Origin of the sequence: Lentilactobacillus sp. SPB1-3 (assembly GCF_026913205.2) — a bacterium.
GTDB lineage: Bacteria > Bacillota > Bacilli > Lactobacillales > Lactobacillaceae > Lentilactobacillus > Lentilactobacillus terminaliae.
Map to the genome: position 1 here is coordinate 1,337,593 of NZ_CP168151.1, position 16,291 is coordinate 1,353,883.

A 16,291-nucleotide genomic window follows, 5' to 3' on the forward strand; every position below is an offset into this window, starting at 1 on the left:
ATGTTAGGAGTGAACACTGGTGAAAACTGATTCTGAATTAATTGCGAGCCGTTTAATGGATATCATTAATGAACGAAACTTAACCATTAACAGGGTTGCAACTTTATCTGGCATGCAACAATCCTCAGTAAACGCAATTTTTCGAGGGGCTAGTGCAAGCCCAAAAGTTAAAACGCTCAGGAAAATTGCCGCTGGGTTGGACATGTCTTTCATTGAATTAATGAACTTCCCGCCCTACAACGAGGTGGAAAAGTAATGGCTGCTTGGATTGTTCCTACAGTTACCATTATTTCTACCTATGTGATTGGACGTCTCCAAGCTTCTCAAAGGCAAAGTGTAGCTGCTGCTAAAGAGAGATATGAGAAGCTGTACCTGCCATTTATGATGGTTCTTATTAACGGAAGATATTTTTGGAAAGATGAATACACGCGACTTTATTTGAAAAATAAAGAAAAGCTGTTACCTATCTTGGATAAAAACGTTTCTATGATGGGTATTAACATGATGAATTCCTACTTGGATTTTCAAAGATATAATTTTAATTTTGAATATTCCCAAAAGTACGGAAAAAATAGTAGCGAATATGTTGAAGCGGAATTTGTATATAATGCAAGTTTTGAAAAACTTGTTGATGTCCTTCTCAAAGAAGCGGAAGAATTATCAAAAAAATTAAAATATCCAAACCTGCCAGGAGAACTTTTGCATAAGTTTTCGGCACGTAAGCATGTATTAGAATCAATATGAAAGCAAAATACCAACCATATAAACCGGGATCTGCAAAAGAACTTAGCTGATTTATAATATCCTTCACTGGCTATCTCCTTTCGTTCTTTGAAACCTTAATATTCGTTCCTCCTTATGAGATAATTAATCTCGAAGGAGGTGATAACAATGGTTGATGATTTTGATCGGTTGTCTGGTATGATCGACAAGATGAAAGATATGGAAAGAAACGGAAAGCAAGACGTTCCATTTGAAGTTATTTTTCCTTCCGAATTTATGCTTGAACACACAAACAATAAGTTCGATAACGTCTATGAATTCCTCGATTCTGGTAAATTTAACACAGACGATTTTGACTCAATTAACGAAGATCAGTTAAATGTGTTTATCAGTGAAAATACTGATTTCGAAAACTGGGAAGACTTTAAAGGTACTGGAACTGAAGAATATGTTTTCCGTCAATTAGGATTTGATAACTAATTCAAATTCTTTAATTTCATCAAGATATTTTTGCAGTTGTTTGGCTTGCTTGTCGGCTTGTTCAAGCAACTGTATTAATTTACTTAAATTAGGAACTTCTATCTCTATGCCTTTATTCTTCATTTCCTCACCTCCCTTCTAGCTGGGTTGTTTCTCTTTACCCACATTTTCAATAACGGAATCCGTTAGTTTGTCATCGAAAAAAATATTAATATCTACTCCTAAAAATAAGGCAATATTATTTAAATCATCAGTAGATATTGTCTTATTTATTTTCTCAATACGATAATATTTTTGACTATTGTAACCAAGAAAAGAAGCAACTGCACTTTGTTTAACGCCTTTAGCTTCTCTAATCTTGGCGATATTTCTTTGAACTTGCAACCGATCACCTCCTACTTGATTACAAATATAAGTATACTAACGGATTACGTTATTGTCAATAAAAAATTCCATAATTCCGTTATTTTTATCACGAAATCCGTTGTTTAGTTTATAATACAGATACATAAGGGGTACTAAACATGAATAATTTAGGAAACAAAATAAAACAATTAAGAAAAAATAAACACCTTACTCAAAAACAATTAGGTGATTTAGTTCATTTAACGCCTCAAGTGATTTCTAACATCGAACGAGGATACACATCTGCAAGTGCAGAAGATTTAGCCAACTTTAGTAGAGTATTTAACGTAAGTATTGATGAATTAAGTAAAAATGATATTAATTCATATGACCCATCCACACCTAGTTGGGCAACAGATAAAGATATTAATGATCTACATAACTTCTTAGCCGAAAACGGGAAAATGACTTATAAAGGTATGGATTTGACCAAAGAACAGCGTGAACGTGTGGATCAAATCATCACCCAAGTGTTTTGGGAAGAACTGGAAAAGGATAAACGAAAGAATGAACGATAGACAACTTAAAAAATTAATTAGTTTTCTCGGTCAACGTTACGGTACTTTCGACCCGTTCACTATTGCTGAGAAGTTGAATATTGATGTTCAATACCGTCCTTTTTCAAAAAAGCCATTAGGCGATACCATTAACTTCTTTGGGCGCCCTATTATTTTATTGGCAGAAAGTTTAAAGGAGTCTAATCAACGCTACTTTGTATGCGCTCATGAATTGGGTCATGCAATCGAGCATGCCAATATGCAGGCCTACTATGTATCAAATGACTTCGCTAAAACACACTATGAAGTACAGGCTGATAAATTTGCAGTTAGTCTACTAGGACAACTATATGTAGAAGAAAATGGTCATATTCCCGATAATTGGATGGATCTAGTTCATGAATATGGATATCCAAGTTTATAAACATCAATAACACAGACCGTTAATTCGGTTTTTTATTTAATTAAACATGTGAATTAATATACTATATCCGATTAATTATATTTACGAGCAATATTACTGATCCTCGTTAAAAGCTGTATATTGGGAGGAATTTATTTTGAAATTAAAATTGAATATGTGGACCGCTATTGATGACATCATCAATGTAATCCTATTTTTCTTTTCATGGTTTTTAATTATCGGAGCTGCTTTCAGTGATGGCGGTGGTAACCAGGCCGACAATATGGCTAACTTTTTACTTATTATGGCTTTAATTGGTTTAGCACTAAATATTATTTCATTGATTCGTAGCCATAAAGTAAACATTTCTATCGTTGGCCCTATTCTAGGAATTATCGGTAATGTAGTTTATCTGTTTGGAGCTTGGGCAGCATTTCCAGCTATCGTTTTGCTTATCATCGCTAGTGTATTTAGTTTCATGCAACATCCTGTAAAAAATAACAACGAATCAAATAATCCAGTAGTACATTAACATAATTATTACCCGCGTCTGGCGACTAAAACATGGTTCAATTCCACGTGCGGGATTAACGTCCAAATACTGAAGACTATAAAAGCTGTACATATCTGGGGAGATAAATTATGAAAATATTTAAATCAATAATCGTTGGCGCTATTGCACTTGTTAGTGGTCTTACTATTGCTAATAACAAGCCTGCAGAAGCAAAAACATATACAACTGTACCTACTTCATTAAGAGGACACTGGTATTCATACAATGGTGGATATAGTTCGATAACTGCCAATAAATATACTTTTAGGACGTATTCAACGGGATATGGAAGTATTACCTTACATGGTAACAAATTCCCCCGATATGCTCGGGGACATAGTCAAATGTTCGTAGATAGAAATTCAAAAGGATACTATAACATTGGAAAGTACGCGTCAGATGAATGGCCATATTATAAACGTGTTAAACATTTGGGACATACCGCTATTAGAATATTGTCATACGCCGGATATGGTGATTACAACGTTGGATACTATTACAAAACTAAATCAATTGCTAAACATCCTAAGTTAGGTAAGGCATACAAGTTTAGAACAGCCGACTCTACAGACTTTTTCTATAATACTTGGCGTAGTGCATATCTGGATCAAAGCTCTGAAAGTGCCGATTTATATAACTCTAAAGATGCTGCTGCAGATGGAACCGATGAGCCAGATTACACATTAAAAAATCACACTACTAAGGTATACGTAAAGTGGCCAGCAAAATATGTAAAAGATGACGTAGTCCAAGTAAAGTTTAACGGCAAGATGTTCTATATGGACAATGAATTACATGACTTAAGACCATATAATGCTAGTAAAGATAGCACTGGATTTAGTTCTAACTTCAGTCCTAATAGTAAAAATATAATTTTGCAACATGGTACTCATGTTTACAAAGGAACATATTGGTTTTGGTTTAAATCATTTTCATCTAACGACTCTATTATGTACATTTTCAACGGTAAGCACTGGGTGAAACAATAATTTTTAACTCTCTATGGTTCTTGCAGCGATTCGACTCCGCTGGGAAGTATTAAAAATTTTGCAAGGAGATATTAAATGAGTAAATTAAAAGATAACGGTAAAAGTCCAAGGGAATACATCTATTTGGATACAGTAGAGATGAATTCATTATTAGCTCAGTTTGAAGATGGAATTCCTCAACTAATAAAGAACGTTCAACAAACCACAACATCTACATTGGAATCAAGTACTAAGCAAAAACATCACGAAGAAAGTGCTGGATTAAATTCAAATAAGGCATCAATGGGCAGATCTGCTATGGAAACAGGATCAGAAACTAATGGGAAAATGAATCAATTAGCAATTGATACAGTATACAACGATTTCGCTGTTGATTTAGTAGAGAAAGAGCTTGAAGACGCTGAATTGTTAAAAGTAACTTCCAAACAGTCAGAAGGTTCTATTGTTAAGTTAAAGCAGCCTTTCTCGTTGTTAGATTTCAAATCATTGTCAGAAATAACTAGAAATAAATCTGCGATCCATTTAATGAAATTGGCTGACGATTTTGATGATTCCTGGGTTGAAGGATTTGACAGCTTTAAAAAATCAACAGACTTTTTAAACTCATTATTTCCAGATACAGTTATGTTCAAATTAAAAAGCTCTTTAGTGTTCGCTGAAACGTCAAATTTAAGAATGAACCTGACACAATTGCAAATGTTGGCTCTTAGTACTAGAAAAATAACTGTTCTCGGAGAAGTCGAGTCTATAATTGAGTCCGATGATTCTGCCGCTTATCAGCATTCCGATGAAAATAATATAACTGATGCCATGCAATATTTATTACCAGGACTTTCAGTGAATATACTATCAACTTTTACAGGTATAAAAAAAGACGATCGGCTAATAAAGCCAATCGCTATCTATTTTGAATAAATTTTATTCTTTTACTAACAGCACTCTCTAGTCGTTCATTTTCCATTTGTAATTGTTGACTCTTCTTATGGACCCGATGTATGTTATCAGATACTTTTCTTTCGAAGTAATCATATTCCTTTAGAGTGTTTTTTCTTCGCTTAGGTCTCATAAACATCACCATCTTCTTCAAAATAAATTATTGAACAATATGGACTTTTTGTCAATAAATAATGAGTATTGTCCAAAAACTGACGACATTTCTGGGGAGATAAAAATGAAGATAAGTAAATATGTATTAACGGGTGTTGCTGCTATGTTATTAGGAATCACCGCAATAGCAAATACTCCCACAAACACACAGGCTAGCAGTGCTGTACCTGCTAGAATGCAACACAGATGGAAAGCAAATAAATGGGGAATCAATTATCACCTCAATTGCTATAAGTACCATGCAAATTTTTATGATGGCCGTTGGCATAAACTTTATTACACTAGGATTAATACCAATACATTTACTGCTAATCCTAAAGGAAACGCATATAACGGGATCACAATCAAATACAAAGGACATCACAATATGACCGTTCTTTATGATGTAGCCCACTTGCACTTTTACAGATAATTTTCTAGATTCGTCCAAATACTGATGACGCTAAAAGCTGGACATTTTAAGCGGAGGAAGTCGATGAAAAAACATTGGAAAAGTATTTTAATTTTATTGTCATTTACCTTAATTATCACACCTTTATTAACAGCGTGTGGAACTTATAGCACCAAAAACGCCCAGGGGTACGAAATAGCAACGGTTAATTCTATAAATGGACAAATTTTTGCCGATGATAATCTCCATGACCCAAATGGACATAAATTCGCATACTACTATGACCAGAATATAGATAAAAACAACGTCTATATAACTAGGGACGGACAATGGTATCGGTATAATTTACACTCTAATAAAAAGATAACTAAACCATTCCAAGGAAATATCCCTAATAAACAAGAATTACTTAAAAATCGTATATTGCTATCCGACAACTCTAGAAATGATTTTATTATCCAAGGCAATGTTAAAAAGCTAATGAACATGTTAAAACAAAAATAATATTAATAGAATGGTATTCACGATGGTTCGATTCCATCGATGAGTATTGACCCCTATTTGGGGTTTTATTTTTAAGTTCAAAAGAACATACGTGCCCCATAAAAGTAAAATGCAATACTTGAATTTGACAAAAGGAGATATAACTATGGCATCCATAACCAAACGCGGTAAAAAATGGCAAGTACGGATTGCTTATAAAGATGCTGCGGGTAATAAGAAATTTAAATCCAAAGGCGGATTCAACACAAAACGAGAAGCTGAATTATATGGTAATCAACTAGAGATTGATGTTAATAACGGTAACTTAATTAATGGCAAGACAGATTTTCCGGAGTATTTTTGGCACTGGTTTAAACTATATAAAGAACCATCAGTCGGTCCAAGAACCTATCAGACTTATAGCCACTTTCATAAAGTGTTACAACGGTATTTTTCAAATATTTTTATAAGTGATATGACTCGTAAAAGATACCAAGAATTTATTAATGATTTCGGGAATAGTCATGCTAAGTCAACTATTTTTAAGATGAATAGTTTAATCAAAGCCTGTGTCCAAAGTGCTGTTTATGAAAATGATTTAAAGAAAGATTTTACAGTCGGTGTTAAGTTAGTCTTTGATAAAACTCGCACGCAAAAAATTGAATACTTGAATATTAATGAAATGACTGACTTAGTTTCATATATCATCACGCATCCTGACTATAAGTACACATCTAATTATATGATTCTAACTGCTGTATACACAGGTATGCGATTAGGTGAAATCCAAGCATTACAATGGGGTGCTATCAATTGGAATTTTAAGACAATCTCTGTTAAACAATCATGGAATAGCGAATCTGGCAAGTTTATTAGCACCAAGAATGAATCATCAGTGAGAGTTATTCGTGTAAACAATACACTGCTAAATGAACTAAAACAGTTGAAAGAAGCACACAACCCTAGCGACAATCAACAAGTGTTTGCCAATAATACCGGTAATATACCCAGTTCTGGCGCTGTGAATAAAGCATTGCGTAATTTAATGAAGAAAAATGATATTCAAAGAACTGGTTTTCACTTTCATTCGTTGCGGCATACTCATGTTGCCTACCTACTTGCTAATCACGTTGATTTGTATGTGATCGCAAAACGATTAGGTCATGCTGACGTGTCCACCACCAGCCGAATTTATTCTTATTTGATCGATGAGTATAAAACTCAAGCTGATAATCAAATTGAATCAATCCTTGATAACATAAAAGGCGACAATTTATCAGTGAGAGAAATGTGACACAATTTATCGAGTTGCACAAAAAAGTTGCACAAATCGAAAATGTGCAACTTTTGTGCAACTCGATATTACTTTCTTATACTTTCTAGTCCCTTTTAAAAACAACAAAAAAGCTCAAAACCTTGGTTTGATAGGCTTTGAGCTTTTTCTTATTGGTTCTAGTATATTCAAAACTGGAGTCGGCGGGAGTCGAACCCGCGTCCGAGCATATCGGCACCTAGATATCTACGCTCATAGATCTACTATTTAAAATTCGCCATTGAAAACGCCGCAAATCAAGGCACCCATCAATGACTAACCTGATTAATCTCTTCTATCTACTTCAGGTGGGAGCGAATAGCGTGAGTCCACTAAATTTAGGACCCAGATCTAACCCGTGGACGAAGTTAGGAGGATCTACGTTAAGCGCTTATTAGGCAGCTAAAGCGTAAGAATTGTTATTATTTTTTGCAGTTATAATTTAAACTGGACGGATTAACGTGACGCCGCACGAAGCGCAATCCAGGCTCGACCTATACCCGTCGAATCCTTAACGACCCCGAAAAATACTGCACTAATACTTTATCATATTAGCCAACTTTAGGAAAGCACAACGTTTTTTAGGAACGGCATCAATAAGTTTCCTCAATCAACTCCAACACGTGACTTAGAATCTCAGCTGGAGCTTGTTCAATTAACTCAATATTCCTATTCTCTGGATCAATTGCCCGCTCTTGATCCGTAAGAATAAATCCCTTAGTTTTAGTCCCTGTTAAAGGAACATTTAACGGAAAACTAGCTTGCCGTTCTGAAGAAGAAATGGCGACGATCTTAACCATTTTAGTGTACTTATAATATTCAGCATTTGATACGACTAACACCGGCCGTCTGCCATGCTGTTCATGACCCAAAGTTGGATTTAAGTCAGACCAACAGATTGATCCCTGCTTAATTTCATCCCATCCCTGAGCATGATGAATATCTCCTTTAGACTCAGCCATTTAAAATCCCCCATTCAGAATAACTATTGCAATAGAATTGCTTAAAGCTCTTCTCTGCCAATTGCATCACCTAAATCAATTTCTCTAGTTTCTTGGCCATTGAAGTATTGTTCAACATCAAAACCGTCAAATCTCTTATCCAAAGGTGAGCGATTATCAGCTTTCCTAATAACAATTTCATTATTTCTAACATCAATTTCAATTTCTTCGCCAACTGGATCGTCCAAACCAATTTGTTGTAACAAATTTTTTGGCAATCTAACACCCTGAGAATTACCCCATCTATCAACGGTTTTTCTAACCATGTTAACCCCTCCAATCACCTAATTTCGTTTTACGCCGAAAGTATACACCATGTATATCCGCCATACAATTAACTTGTCTTGTAAATGTGCTTACATAATTAGCCAAAGAATCTAAAAAATAAAACTGATCTGTTAAACAAACAGACCAGTTCTTTTTTCATATTAAATTACTTTTTTGCTATCTTCTTAACATTCTTTTTGAACCCTTTCATACCACCAACTGATTTAAACATTCGCTCAGTCTTAGCCTGTTCAATTTGCCGACCAGACATTCCAGAATATTGCAGTTCATGTTGAAGCTTCTGATAACTTGCTAACCTATCAGCTGACAATTCACCAGTTGCGACTGCTCGTTTAACGGCACAACCAGGTTCTGACTCATGCTGACAATCACTAAATTTACATTCTTTAGCTAACTCAACAATATCACTAAAAGTTTGTTCAGCAGCGGACTGACTGACACCAACTATTCCAACGGTTCTGATTCCGGGAGTATCTATAAGGCGAGCTCCATTAATCAGTAAATGCATCCTACTAGTAGTCGTAGTATGACGACCTTTGCCATCGTCCTCACGAATATCTTTAGTCTTTTCGACGACTTGATTCATCAGCCGATTAATCAAAGTTGACTTACCTACACCTGAAGATCCGATGAATGCCACGTTGATTCCAGGAGTGAGATACTGACCAAACTGTTCAAGAGATGAAAGTTCATCCTTATTAGTAGTAACGATTGGAATCCCATAAGCATTGACTTCAATCTCAGCTTTATAATCTGCAAGTTGTTCATCACTAATTAAATCTGTTTTAGTTAATACTATGACTGGATTTGCCCCGCTATCCCAAACCAACGTTGTATAGCGGTCAAGTCTAGCCAAGTTAAAATCTTGGTTGACAGACATAGTAATAAATACATAATCCAAATTTGCTGCGATGATTTGCTCGCGTTGATGTGAGCCTTCATTTTGGCGTTTCAACACACTTTTTCTCGGTAAAACATCCTTGATTATGACAAAATCGGTCTGAGATTCACCAATTATTTCATCGCCGACTACTGGACGTTTACCGTCATTCATAAGTTGCCCAGTGAGTTTAGCCACAAATTCATTATTTTGATCATCAATTACTTTATAATTGTCCTGAGCCTGTAAACTTACTTGATATTTATTTTCTGTACGCATTGTGTTCCTCCTAAATTTTTTTAAATTGGGAGGCTGCCTGCTAGCCTCTAAGCTAGCACAATGCCCTTATTATTTAATTTATTCATACAAATCTCCTTTATCTAATCTACGGTAATTGTAACAAATCAATGGTTACAATTACTACTTATTCGCATCAACAGATAAAAAACACCTCATCTCTGAGGTGTTTTCATTATTTATAAATTAAAACTTAGATTCGCCTAAAGCATGTTGAGCAGCTAAGTTCATCAAACTCCATTGACGGTCAAAACCAGGTTGGAAGAAGAAGTCAGCTTCAGCAAGATCTTCAACCTTCATTTCATTTTGAATAGCTAAGGCCAAAACGTTTCCTTCAGCTGTAATATCATAAGTCGATAGCACGCCGCCACCTAAAAGTCGGTGAGTTTGTGGATCGAACAAAATTTTAACATAAACTTTTGGATTATCTTCGCCTTCAGGAACATAACTTGGGCGCAATGTGTCTTCATAGAAGCTAGAAGCAACTGTCACGCCATTACGCTTAGCAGAAGCTTCGTTCAAACCACTAGTTGCAAAATGGTAATCAAAGACGCTAAGTGCACTAGAACCAACTAATCCCTTGAATGGAACAGATGGTTGTTTTTCAAATAAGTGTTGAGTGACATAACGAGCTTGACGACGAGCAACAGTAGCCAAAGCTATTGGCATCTTAGCTTGAGCAGCAATTGAGTAGGTCAATGTTGCATCCCCAACAGCATATACATCTGGTAAGTTAGTTTGTAAGTATTCGTTAGTTTCAATAAAACCACGATCAGTTAGATTAACGATTCCCTTCAACCAATCAGTATTAGGTTTAACCCCAGCAGCTTGGATGACGAAGTCTGAATCAAATGTACCTTTATCAGTAGTAACAGCCTTAACTGCACCATCTCCATCAAATGACTTGATAGTAGCACCCATAACGACGTTGATACCTTTATCTTCCAAGTGTTTATTCAAGATATCAGTCATTTCAGAATCAAGATAAGCACCTAGTGGACGATCTAGCATGTCTAGCAATGTCACATTTTTGCCTGCTTTACGGCTAGCTTCAGCAGCTTCGATACCAATGTATCCAGCCCCGATAATTGTGATATTTTTAACGCTGCTATCTTCCAACTTGCTCTTAATTGTGGTTGCCCAATCATAACCACGCATCAATGCAACGTTTTCTAAATCAGTTCCTGGAATTGGTAAATTATTAGGTGTAACACCTGAACTTAAGATCAATTTGTCGTAATCGTAGTCGGCAAGTTCCCCACTCTTAGCGTCCTTAACTGTGACAGTCTTTTTATCAGCATTAATCTTGGTAACTTCGTGATTGTTTAAGACATGAACACCTTGATCAGTAAATTGCTTAGGTTCAAAGTTACGAACATCATTAACGTCCGTAACACTGTTTTCTAAGTATAGTTCCATTCCACAAGACATGAATGAAACAAAGTCACCTGCTTCAAACATTGTAATATCAAGATTATCGTATCGGTGAAGTAATTCTAGTATCGCCTGATGACCTCCGTGTGAAGCACCTACTACAACAACTTTAGTTTTTGGCATATGAAACTCCTCCTAAATATTAATAAATGTAAAGAGCAAACTCTATAACAATTACTATCTTAGAATTGTTCTAAGCAAGAGTCAAGGCGGACAGAAATTTTTTGCTTCAAATTCGTCCAGACCCCTTCAATTCCATTATAGAAGTTTGTTACGAATTTTCATGTTTTATTATCTAAAAAAATCTTTGAGATTGGTAAAAGGCAGTTTAAAATGGTATATGGCCGTTAACACTGGTTTCACATTAGAAAAAACAAATAATAATTTGATGGAGGAAAATAATTTGTACATAAAAGACAATAAGCATCATTTAAAATTGACCAGAATGACGACGTTACTGGTTACCATCCTGATGATTGGTGGTTTATTGACTGCTTGTGGATCGAGCAGTGATGCCACAAGCACTTCTGACTCAACAACAAGAACTGAGTCAGTTTCCAAAGAGAACACTAGCAATTCACATAAAAAGGCTAAAGTAACCAAATCAGTTAAGCAAAGACATACACCTGCTAGCACTAAAATTAATTCGCAGCGAAAAATAATTTTAACTAAACTTGTTAATTATACGAATAGTGAATCTGCGGGTCCCACTGGTAATTATTATTGGCAAAACGGTAAAGCCAGATTAAGTGGATTTAGTAACTTACACGCTGGTGGTTATCGTTTCACTAGTGATAGTCAAGGCCGATCTGCTACCGCTCGCGCAGTCTTAACATATTCAGAATATCAATCTTCTGAAGGATCCCGCCAAGGTAGTCCACTTGATCCGCCCGCATGGCCCACTCCTAATCCTAAAGTCGCCATTTACTTTCATCTAACAGGTCGAACTTATCATGGGTACCTTTATAATCGTAGTCACTCCATCGCTGACAGCTTATTAGGAAGCAAGTCATACACTTCTGAATACAACTTCACCACTGGAACCAGACCGCAAAACACCGGGGCTAATCAAAATGGTGGTATGAGATTTGCAGAAGAAACAGCCGAGAATTATTGGAAGAGTCATCCCCAGACGAACAACACTATTGATTATGAAACGACACCTGTATATGTAGGCAACGAAACCATTCCTAGAGGCTCTATCGTAGACATCCATTCTTCTGATAATAAAATCAATACAGAAGTCGTAGTAATAAATTCAGTTGAAGGTATTAAGATCAATTACAATACTGGTAGCAACAATGCCAAACCAATTGTCAGCTCATCAAACAATTACAGAACACAAACACACAGATCAACCAGTCCAACTCATACTACTGCCCCGTCATCCATTAACCAATCGAACTCATCAATCACAAAACAAGGTCAATGGTCAGTGGCAGCCACCAACATGGTATTTTTATCTGATTCAAACAAATTTTATTCTCGCGTAACTAATCCGAACAATTACCGTTATCTGAGCATTTCTCAAGCTCAAGCTGCCGGCGGTCAGCGTGCAGCTCGCGGAAATGAATATGCTCGACCATAGCAAAAAAGCTTACTCCGTTTTTGTCGAAGTAAGCTTTTTTATTGTTAGCAGATCATTTGACTCATTTTAACCATTTCTTGCTTACTCAATGGTTTTTGTTCATTAGCAATCGAGAATCGAACTGCGCTATCAAGGATTCCAGTATCATCTTTTAAAACAAAATTGCTTCCCTTGTAGTCTAAAGTTAAGCCGTTTTTCCAAAAAGTCAGCTCATCTTTAGAACTAAAGAAAATGAAATCTGTGTTGCTTTCAAGTAAATTACTGAAATCTTCATCAGTCTCAGAAGATGCGACAATTTGAAAACTATCTCCAATGGCGCAACTTCCTCCAAGATTAGAATACTTATTTGAGCCGTCATCCAAAATCAAATTAAGGATTGGATATCCAGCAGCTCTTTCAGATAAAACTTTAGCGGCAGCGTCTTTTACAAATAACTTCATAAAAAATGATCCCCTTTCTCTCTCGTTCGGCACATATCAATTGTGCACAATTTAGTTTACATCAGCTCAGTTTGGAATGCAAACCACGGATCGATTAGCTTCAAGGTCAATTGGTTGCATCAGTGATGATAACAGGGTTTAATATACTAAAACATAAAAAGAAATGGGTTGATTATAATGACTGAAAATACTAAGTCGACATTATCGTTTACCGATATTAATGAGGTTCGCCCATTGATAGTTGATTTATTTGAATCGCTGTGGGGATCAGATGAAATGATTCTTTCTTCAGGTGTTTATAACATTAATAAACTTGATGGATTGGTTGCTCATGAAGGCGACGACATCGTAGGCATCGTAACTTATGAAATTAAACCAGATTTAGTGGAAATCGTTTCGTTGAACAGTTTTAGTGATGAAACAGGTATCGGAACCAGTTTGTTAGATCAAGTCAAATTGATTGCTAAAGATCATCATCTAGACACGATTAACATCATCACAACTAATGACAACGTTCAAGCACAGCAGCTTTATGAATATCTTGGCTTTTCAGCAATTGATGTTATCGAAGGTGCGGTAGATGAAGCTCGAAAAATCAAACCAGATATTCCCATAATTGCCGATAACGCTTTAGAAATCCATGACGAAATTCTGTATGAATTAAAACTAAATCGGTAAACAAAAATGGAATTAATTTCATACTGAAATTAATTCCATTTTTTATTTAATAACAATCTTCGTACCATAAGGAATGGTTTGATACATCCACTTTGCATCTGCAACTGATAAGCGGATACAACCGTGAGAATGAGGCTTCTTACCAAGCAATTTGGCTTCAGAAGGTATGTATTTACCATTTCTATCTACTGGTACTGAATGGAATAAATAGACGCCATGGCCCTTCCATGATACCCAGTAGTTAGCCCCTTCTTTTGAAAATGGATTATAAAATGATAATCCCCTTTCGCGTTGAATGTGGTAAGTTCCCTTAGGGGTTGGTGATGATTTGGTTCCCGTTGAGCAGTACATAGTGTACATCACCTTGTTATTACCATGAATGTAGACTTTTTGATTTTTAGTGCTGACGTACACCCATGGATTAGTCATGTTTGACCATTTAGGATAAGCAATTTTTTGAGATGGTTGCATCCATGTGGGTGTCGTAGTCTGAGCACTTGCTGCTTGAGCATCTTTCATACCGGATAATCCCATAAAAGAAAATACAGTCATTGAAAGTAATGCCAGTTTAATTATATTTCGTTTCAAAATTCTCTCCTCCTACTCATTTAATTCTACAACGTCTGGAAATGAAAGCAACTTGATAAATATTTATCATTTTCAATGCCAGTTTTCGACAATTCTGAAAACGTTTACAATATTGTGTTGATAGCTTTTGCTTAAAATTGTACACTAGGATTGAAAACAATTTATCACATAGTTTTAAATTTAGGGGGAGTTTTACATGAAAACTAAGCATCGTTTTAAATTACGAATGCCAGGGGCATTCGTAATCTTATTTATTTTAACCATTGTTGCCGTCGCTGCTACCTGGGTAATTCCAGCCGGTAGTTACTCCAAATTAGCTTATAGTAATTCGCAATTACAAATTACTAATCCATCTGGGAAAGTGGAACACGTTTCTGCAACTCAAAAAGAATTGGATAAATTAGGCGTTAAGATCGATATTAAACAATTTACTTCTGGTGGCATTAATCAAGCCGTTTCGATTCCTAATACATACCAACGATTGAAGCAACATCCAGCCGGTCCAGGAGCCATCACTAACGATATGGTTCGTGGAACGATCGAAGCAGTTGACATTATGGTCTTTATCTTAGTTCTTGGAGGTTTGATTGGGGTCGTCAAAGCCAGTGGTGCATTTGAATCTGGTTTAATGGCGCTGACTAAAAAGACCAAGGGTCATGAATTTATGCTAATTTTCTTTGTCGCAATTTTAATGGTTTTGGGTGGAACTCTTTGTGGAATTGAAGAGGAAGCCGTCGCCTTTTACCCAATTTTAGTTCCGGTATTTATTGCGATGGGCTATGATTCAATTGTCTCTGTCGGAGCGATATTCTTGGCCAGTTCGGTCGGAACCTGTTTTTCGACCATTAATCCTTTCTCTGTTGTGATTGCTTCCAACTCTGCCGGAATCGATTTCACCCAAGGAATTGGTTTTCGGATTTTCGGTTGTGCAGTAGCAGCCGTCTTCGTTATCGGTTATCTTTACTGGTACAGCAAGAAAGTTAAGGCTGATCCTGCTTTTTCCTACTCATATGATGATCATGAAGCCTTTGATAAGATGTGGTCAGTTAGTTCAGGCAGTTCCAAAAACAACAACAGTTTTACCATTCGTAAAAAATTAATTCTAGTCCTCTTCGTCATTACATTTCCTATCATGGTTTGGGGAGTTATGACCCAAGGATGGTGGTTCCCTACCATGGCATCCTCATTCTTGACCTTTGCAATTATTATTATGATCATCACAGCTACTGGTCAAAATGGACTTGGTGAAAAAGGAGTCGTTGATGCATTCGTTAATGGAGCTTCAAGTTTAGTCGGTGTATCCTTAATCATTGGCTTGGCTAGAGGAATCAACATTGTCTTGAACGAAGGAATGATTTCAGACACGATTTTAAATTATTCTTCAAATCTGGTATCGCAAATGAGCGGTCCAGTGTTTATCTTAGTGATGTTAATTATTTTCTTCTTTCTTGGATTCATCGTTCCGTCTTCATCTGGATTGGCCGTACTTTCGATGCCAATCATGGCACCCTTGGCAGATACGGTGCACATTCCTCGTTTCGCAGTTGTGACTGCCTATCAATTTGGCCAATATGCGATGTTATTCTTAGCCCCAACAGGATTGGTAATGGCCACCCTGCAGATGCTTAACATGCGCTACTCCCACTGGCTTAGATTCGTCTGGCCAGTTGTGGCTTTCGTTTTAATTTTTGGAGGTGGCCTGTTAGTTGCTGAAGTATTGATTTATTAATTTTCTAAATAATAAAGGGATACAA

At 36.2% G+C, this 16,291-nt stretch carries 22 protein-coding genes and 1 other RNA gene; 14 read left to right on the forward strand and 9 right to left on the reverse strand.

Annotated features, from left to right (window positions below):
- Window positions 1–19: 19 nt before the first annotated feature.
- The 3 genes from O0236_RS06855 to O0236_RS06865 all read left to right on the forward strand — a co-directional run bounded on the left by O0236_RS06855 (window position 20) and on the right by O0236_RS06865 (window position 1,203).
- Window positions 20–256, forward strand: coding sequence for a helix-turn-helix domain-containing protein (locus tag O0236_RS06855; protein WP_372791136.1), 237 nt, complete (start codon window positions 20–22; stop codon window positions 254–256).
- Window positions 256–744, forward strand: a complete 489-nt coding sequence (locus tag O0236_RS06860; protein WP_372791138.1) for a hypothetical protein — start codon at window positions 256–258, stop codon at window positions 742–744. The genes O0236_RS06855 and O0236_RS06860 overlap by 1 nt, the downstream gene beginning before the upstream one ends.
- A 147-nt stretch (window positions 745–891) precedes the next feature.
- Window positions 892–1,203, forward strand: coding sequence for a hypothetical protein (locus O0236_RS06865; protein ID WP_268914166.1), 312 nt, complete (start codon window positions 892–894; stop codon window positions 1,201–1,203).
- Here O0236_RS06865 and O0236_RS06870 read toward each other — a convergent pair.
- Window positions 1,186–1,326 (reverse strand): hypothetical protein, encoded by a 141-nt coding sequence (locus O0236_RS06870; protein WP_268914167.1) that lies wholly within the window; start codon window positions 1,324–1,326, stop codon window positions 1,186–1,188. The genes O0236_RS06865 and O0236_RS06870 overlap by 18 nt on opposite strands.
- 15 nt (window positions 1,327–1,341) lie before the next feature.
- Window positions 1,342–1,587, reverse strand: a complete 246-nt coding sequence (locus O0236_RS06875) for a helix-turn-helix domain-containing protein (RefSeq protein WP_268914168.1) — start codon at window positions 1,585–1,587, stop codon at window positions 1,342–1,344.
- A 140-nt stretch (window positions 1,588–1,727) separates the two neighbouring features.
- Between O0236_RS06875 and O0236_RS06880 the strand changes: the two genes are divergently transcribed.
- The 8 genes from O0236_RS06880 to O0236_RS06915 all read left to right on the forward strand — a co-directional run bounded on the left by O0236_RS06880 (window position 1,728) and on the right by O0236_RS06915 (window position 7,325).
- Entirely contained in the window at window positions 1,728–2,126 is a 399-nt protein-coding gene (locus O0236_RS06880; protein ID WP_268914169.1) for a helix-turn-helix domain-containing protein, read from the forward strand.
- The gene (locus O0236_RS06885) at window positions 2,116–2,529 is read left to right on the forward strand and encodes an ImmA/IrrE family metallo-endopeptidase (protein WP_268914170.1); all 414 of its coding nucleotides are present in this window, start codon (window positions 2,116–2,118) and stop codon (window positions 2,527–2,529) included. Before O0236_RS06880 ends, O0236_RS06885 begins: the two co-directional genes overlap by 11 nt.
- 136 nt (window positions 2,530–2,665) lie before the next feature.
- On the forward strand, window positions 2,666–3,040 hold the full coding sequence (locus O0236_RS06890) for a transporter (protein ID WP_268914171.1): 375 nt from the start codon (window positions 2,666–2,668) through the stop codon (window positions 3,038–3,040).
- A 110-nt stretch (window positions 3,041–3,150) separates the two neighbouring features.
- The gene (locus O0236_RS06895; RefSeq protein ID WP_268914172.1) at window positions 3,151–4,050 is read left to right on the forward strand and encodes a hypothetical protein; all 900 of its coding nucleotides are present in this window, start codon (window positions 3,151–3,153) and stop codon (window positions 4,048–4,050) included.
- Between the two features lie 75 nt (window positions 4,051–4,125).
- Window positions 4,126–4,965 (forward strand): hypothetical protein, encoded by an 840-nt coding sequence (locus O0236_RS06900; protein ID WP_268914173.1) that lies wholly within the window; start codon window positions 4,126–4,128, stop codon window positions 4,963–4,965.
- A 256-nt stretch (window positions 4,966–5,221) separates the two neighbouring features.
- Complete coding sequence (locus O0236_RS06905) at window positions 5,222–5,569, forward strand: complement inhibitor SCIN family protein (RefSeq protein WP_372791143.1); 348 nt, start codon at window positions 5,222–5,224, stop codon at window positions 5,567–5,569.
- A gap of 63 nt (window positions 5,570–5,632) precedes the next feature.
- Window positions 5,633–6,052 (forward strand): hypothetical protein, encoded by a 420-nt coding sequence (locus O0236_RS06910; RefSeq protein WP_372791145.1) that lies wholly within the window; start codon window positions 5,633–5,635, stop codon window positions 6,050–6,052.
- Window positions 6,053–6,197: 145 nt separating this feature from the next.
- Window positions 6,198–7,325, forward strand: a complete 1,128-nt coding sequence (locus O0236_RS06915) for a site-specific integrase (protein ID WP_268914187.1) — start codon at window positions 6,198–6,200, stop codon at window positions 7,323–7,325.
- Between the two features lie 171 nt (window positions 7,326–7,496).
- On the opposite strand, the gene ssrA is transcribed toward O0236_RS06915, so the two are convergent.
- From ssrA to O0236_RS06940, 5 genes are all read right to left on the reverse strand, one after another.
- Window positions 7,497–7,865, reverse strand: a transfer-messenger RNA (tmRNA) gene (ssrA, locus tag O0236_RS06920).
- A gap of 71 nt (window positions 7,866–7,936) precedes the next feature.
- Complete coding sequence (locus O0236_RS06925) at window positions 7,937–8,305, reverse strand: type II toxin-antitoxin system PemK/MazF family toxin (RefSeq protein ID WP_268913957.1); 369 nt, start codon at window positions 8,303–8,305, stop codon at window positions 7,937–7,939.
- Between the two features lie 41 nt (window positions 8,306–8,346).
- Window positions 8,347–8,610 (reverse strand): AbrB/MazE/SpoVT family DNA-binding domain-containing protein, encoded by a 264-nt coding sequence (locus O0236_RS06930; protein WP_268913956.1) that lies wholly within the window; start codon window positions 8,608–8,610, stop codon window positions 8,347–8,349.
- 167 nt (window positions 8,611–8,777) lie between these two features.
- A complete protein-coding gene (rsgA, locus tag O0236_RS06935) occupies window positions 8,778–9,791 on the reverse strand; it encodes a ribosome small subunit-dependent GTPase A (RefSeq protein ID WP_268913955.1) in 1,014 nt (337 codons plus the stop codon).
- 204 nt (window positions 9,792–9,995) lie between these two features.
- Window positions 9,996–11,366: an FAD-dependent oxidoreductase gene (locus O0236_RS06940; protein WP_268913954.1), complete on the reverse strand. Its 1,371-nt coding sequence runs from the start codon at window positions 11,364–11,366 to the stop codon at window positions 9,996–9,998.
- 265 nt (window positions 11,367–11,631) lie between these two features.
- On the opposite strand from O0236_RS06940, the gene O0236_RS06945 reads away from it, so the two are divergent.
- Entirely contained in the window at window positions 11,632–12,831 is a 1,200-nt protein-coding gene (locus O0236_RS06945) for a DNA/RNA non-specific endonuclease (RefSeq protein WP_372791802.1), read from the forward strand.
- A 44-nt stretch (window positions 12,832–12,875) separates the two neighbouring features.
- Here O0236_RS06945 and O0236_RS06950 read toward each other — a convergent pair whose 3' ends face one another.
- A complete protein-coding gene (locus O0236_RS06950) occupies window positions 12,876–13,271 on the reverse strand; it encodes an iron-sulfur cluster biosynthesis family protein (RefSeq protein ID WP_268913953.1) in 396 nt (131 codons plus the stop codon).
- Window positions 13,272–13,448: 177 nt separating this feature from the next.
- Between O0236_RS06950 and O0236_RS06955 the strand changes: the two genes are divergently transcribed.
- A complete protein-coding gene (locus O0236_RS06955; RefSeq protein WP_268913952.1) occupies window positions 13,449–13,949 on the forward strand; it encodes a GNAT family N-acetyltransferase in 501 nt (166 codons plus the stop codon).
- 42 nt (window positions 13,950–13,991) lie between these two features.
- Here O0236_RS06955 and O0236_RS06960 read toward each other — a convergent pair whose 3' ends face one another.
- Window positions 13,992–14,483 (reverse strand): L,D-transpeptidase, encoded by a 492-nt coding sequence (locus O0236_RS06960; RefSeq protein ID WP_268913958.1) that lies wholly within the window; start codon window positions 14,481–14,483, stop codon window positions 13,992–13,994.
- 250 nt (window positions 14,484–14,733) lie between these two features.
- Between O0236_RS06960 and O0236_RS06965 the strand changes: the two genes are divergently transcribed.
- On the forward strand, window positions 14,734–16,266 hold the full coding sequence (locus O0236_RS06965) for a YfcC family protein (RefSeq protein ID WP_268913951.1): 1,533 nt from the start codon (window positions 14,734–14,736) through the stop codon (window positions 16,264–16,266).
- Window positions 16,267–16,291 lie beyond the last annotated feature (25 nt).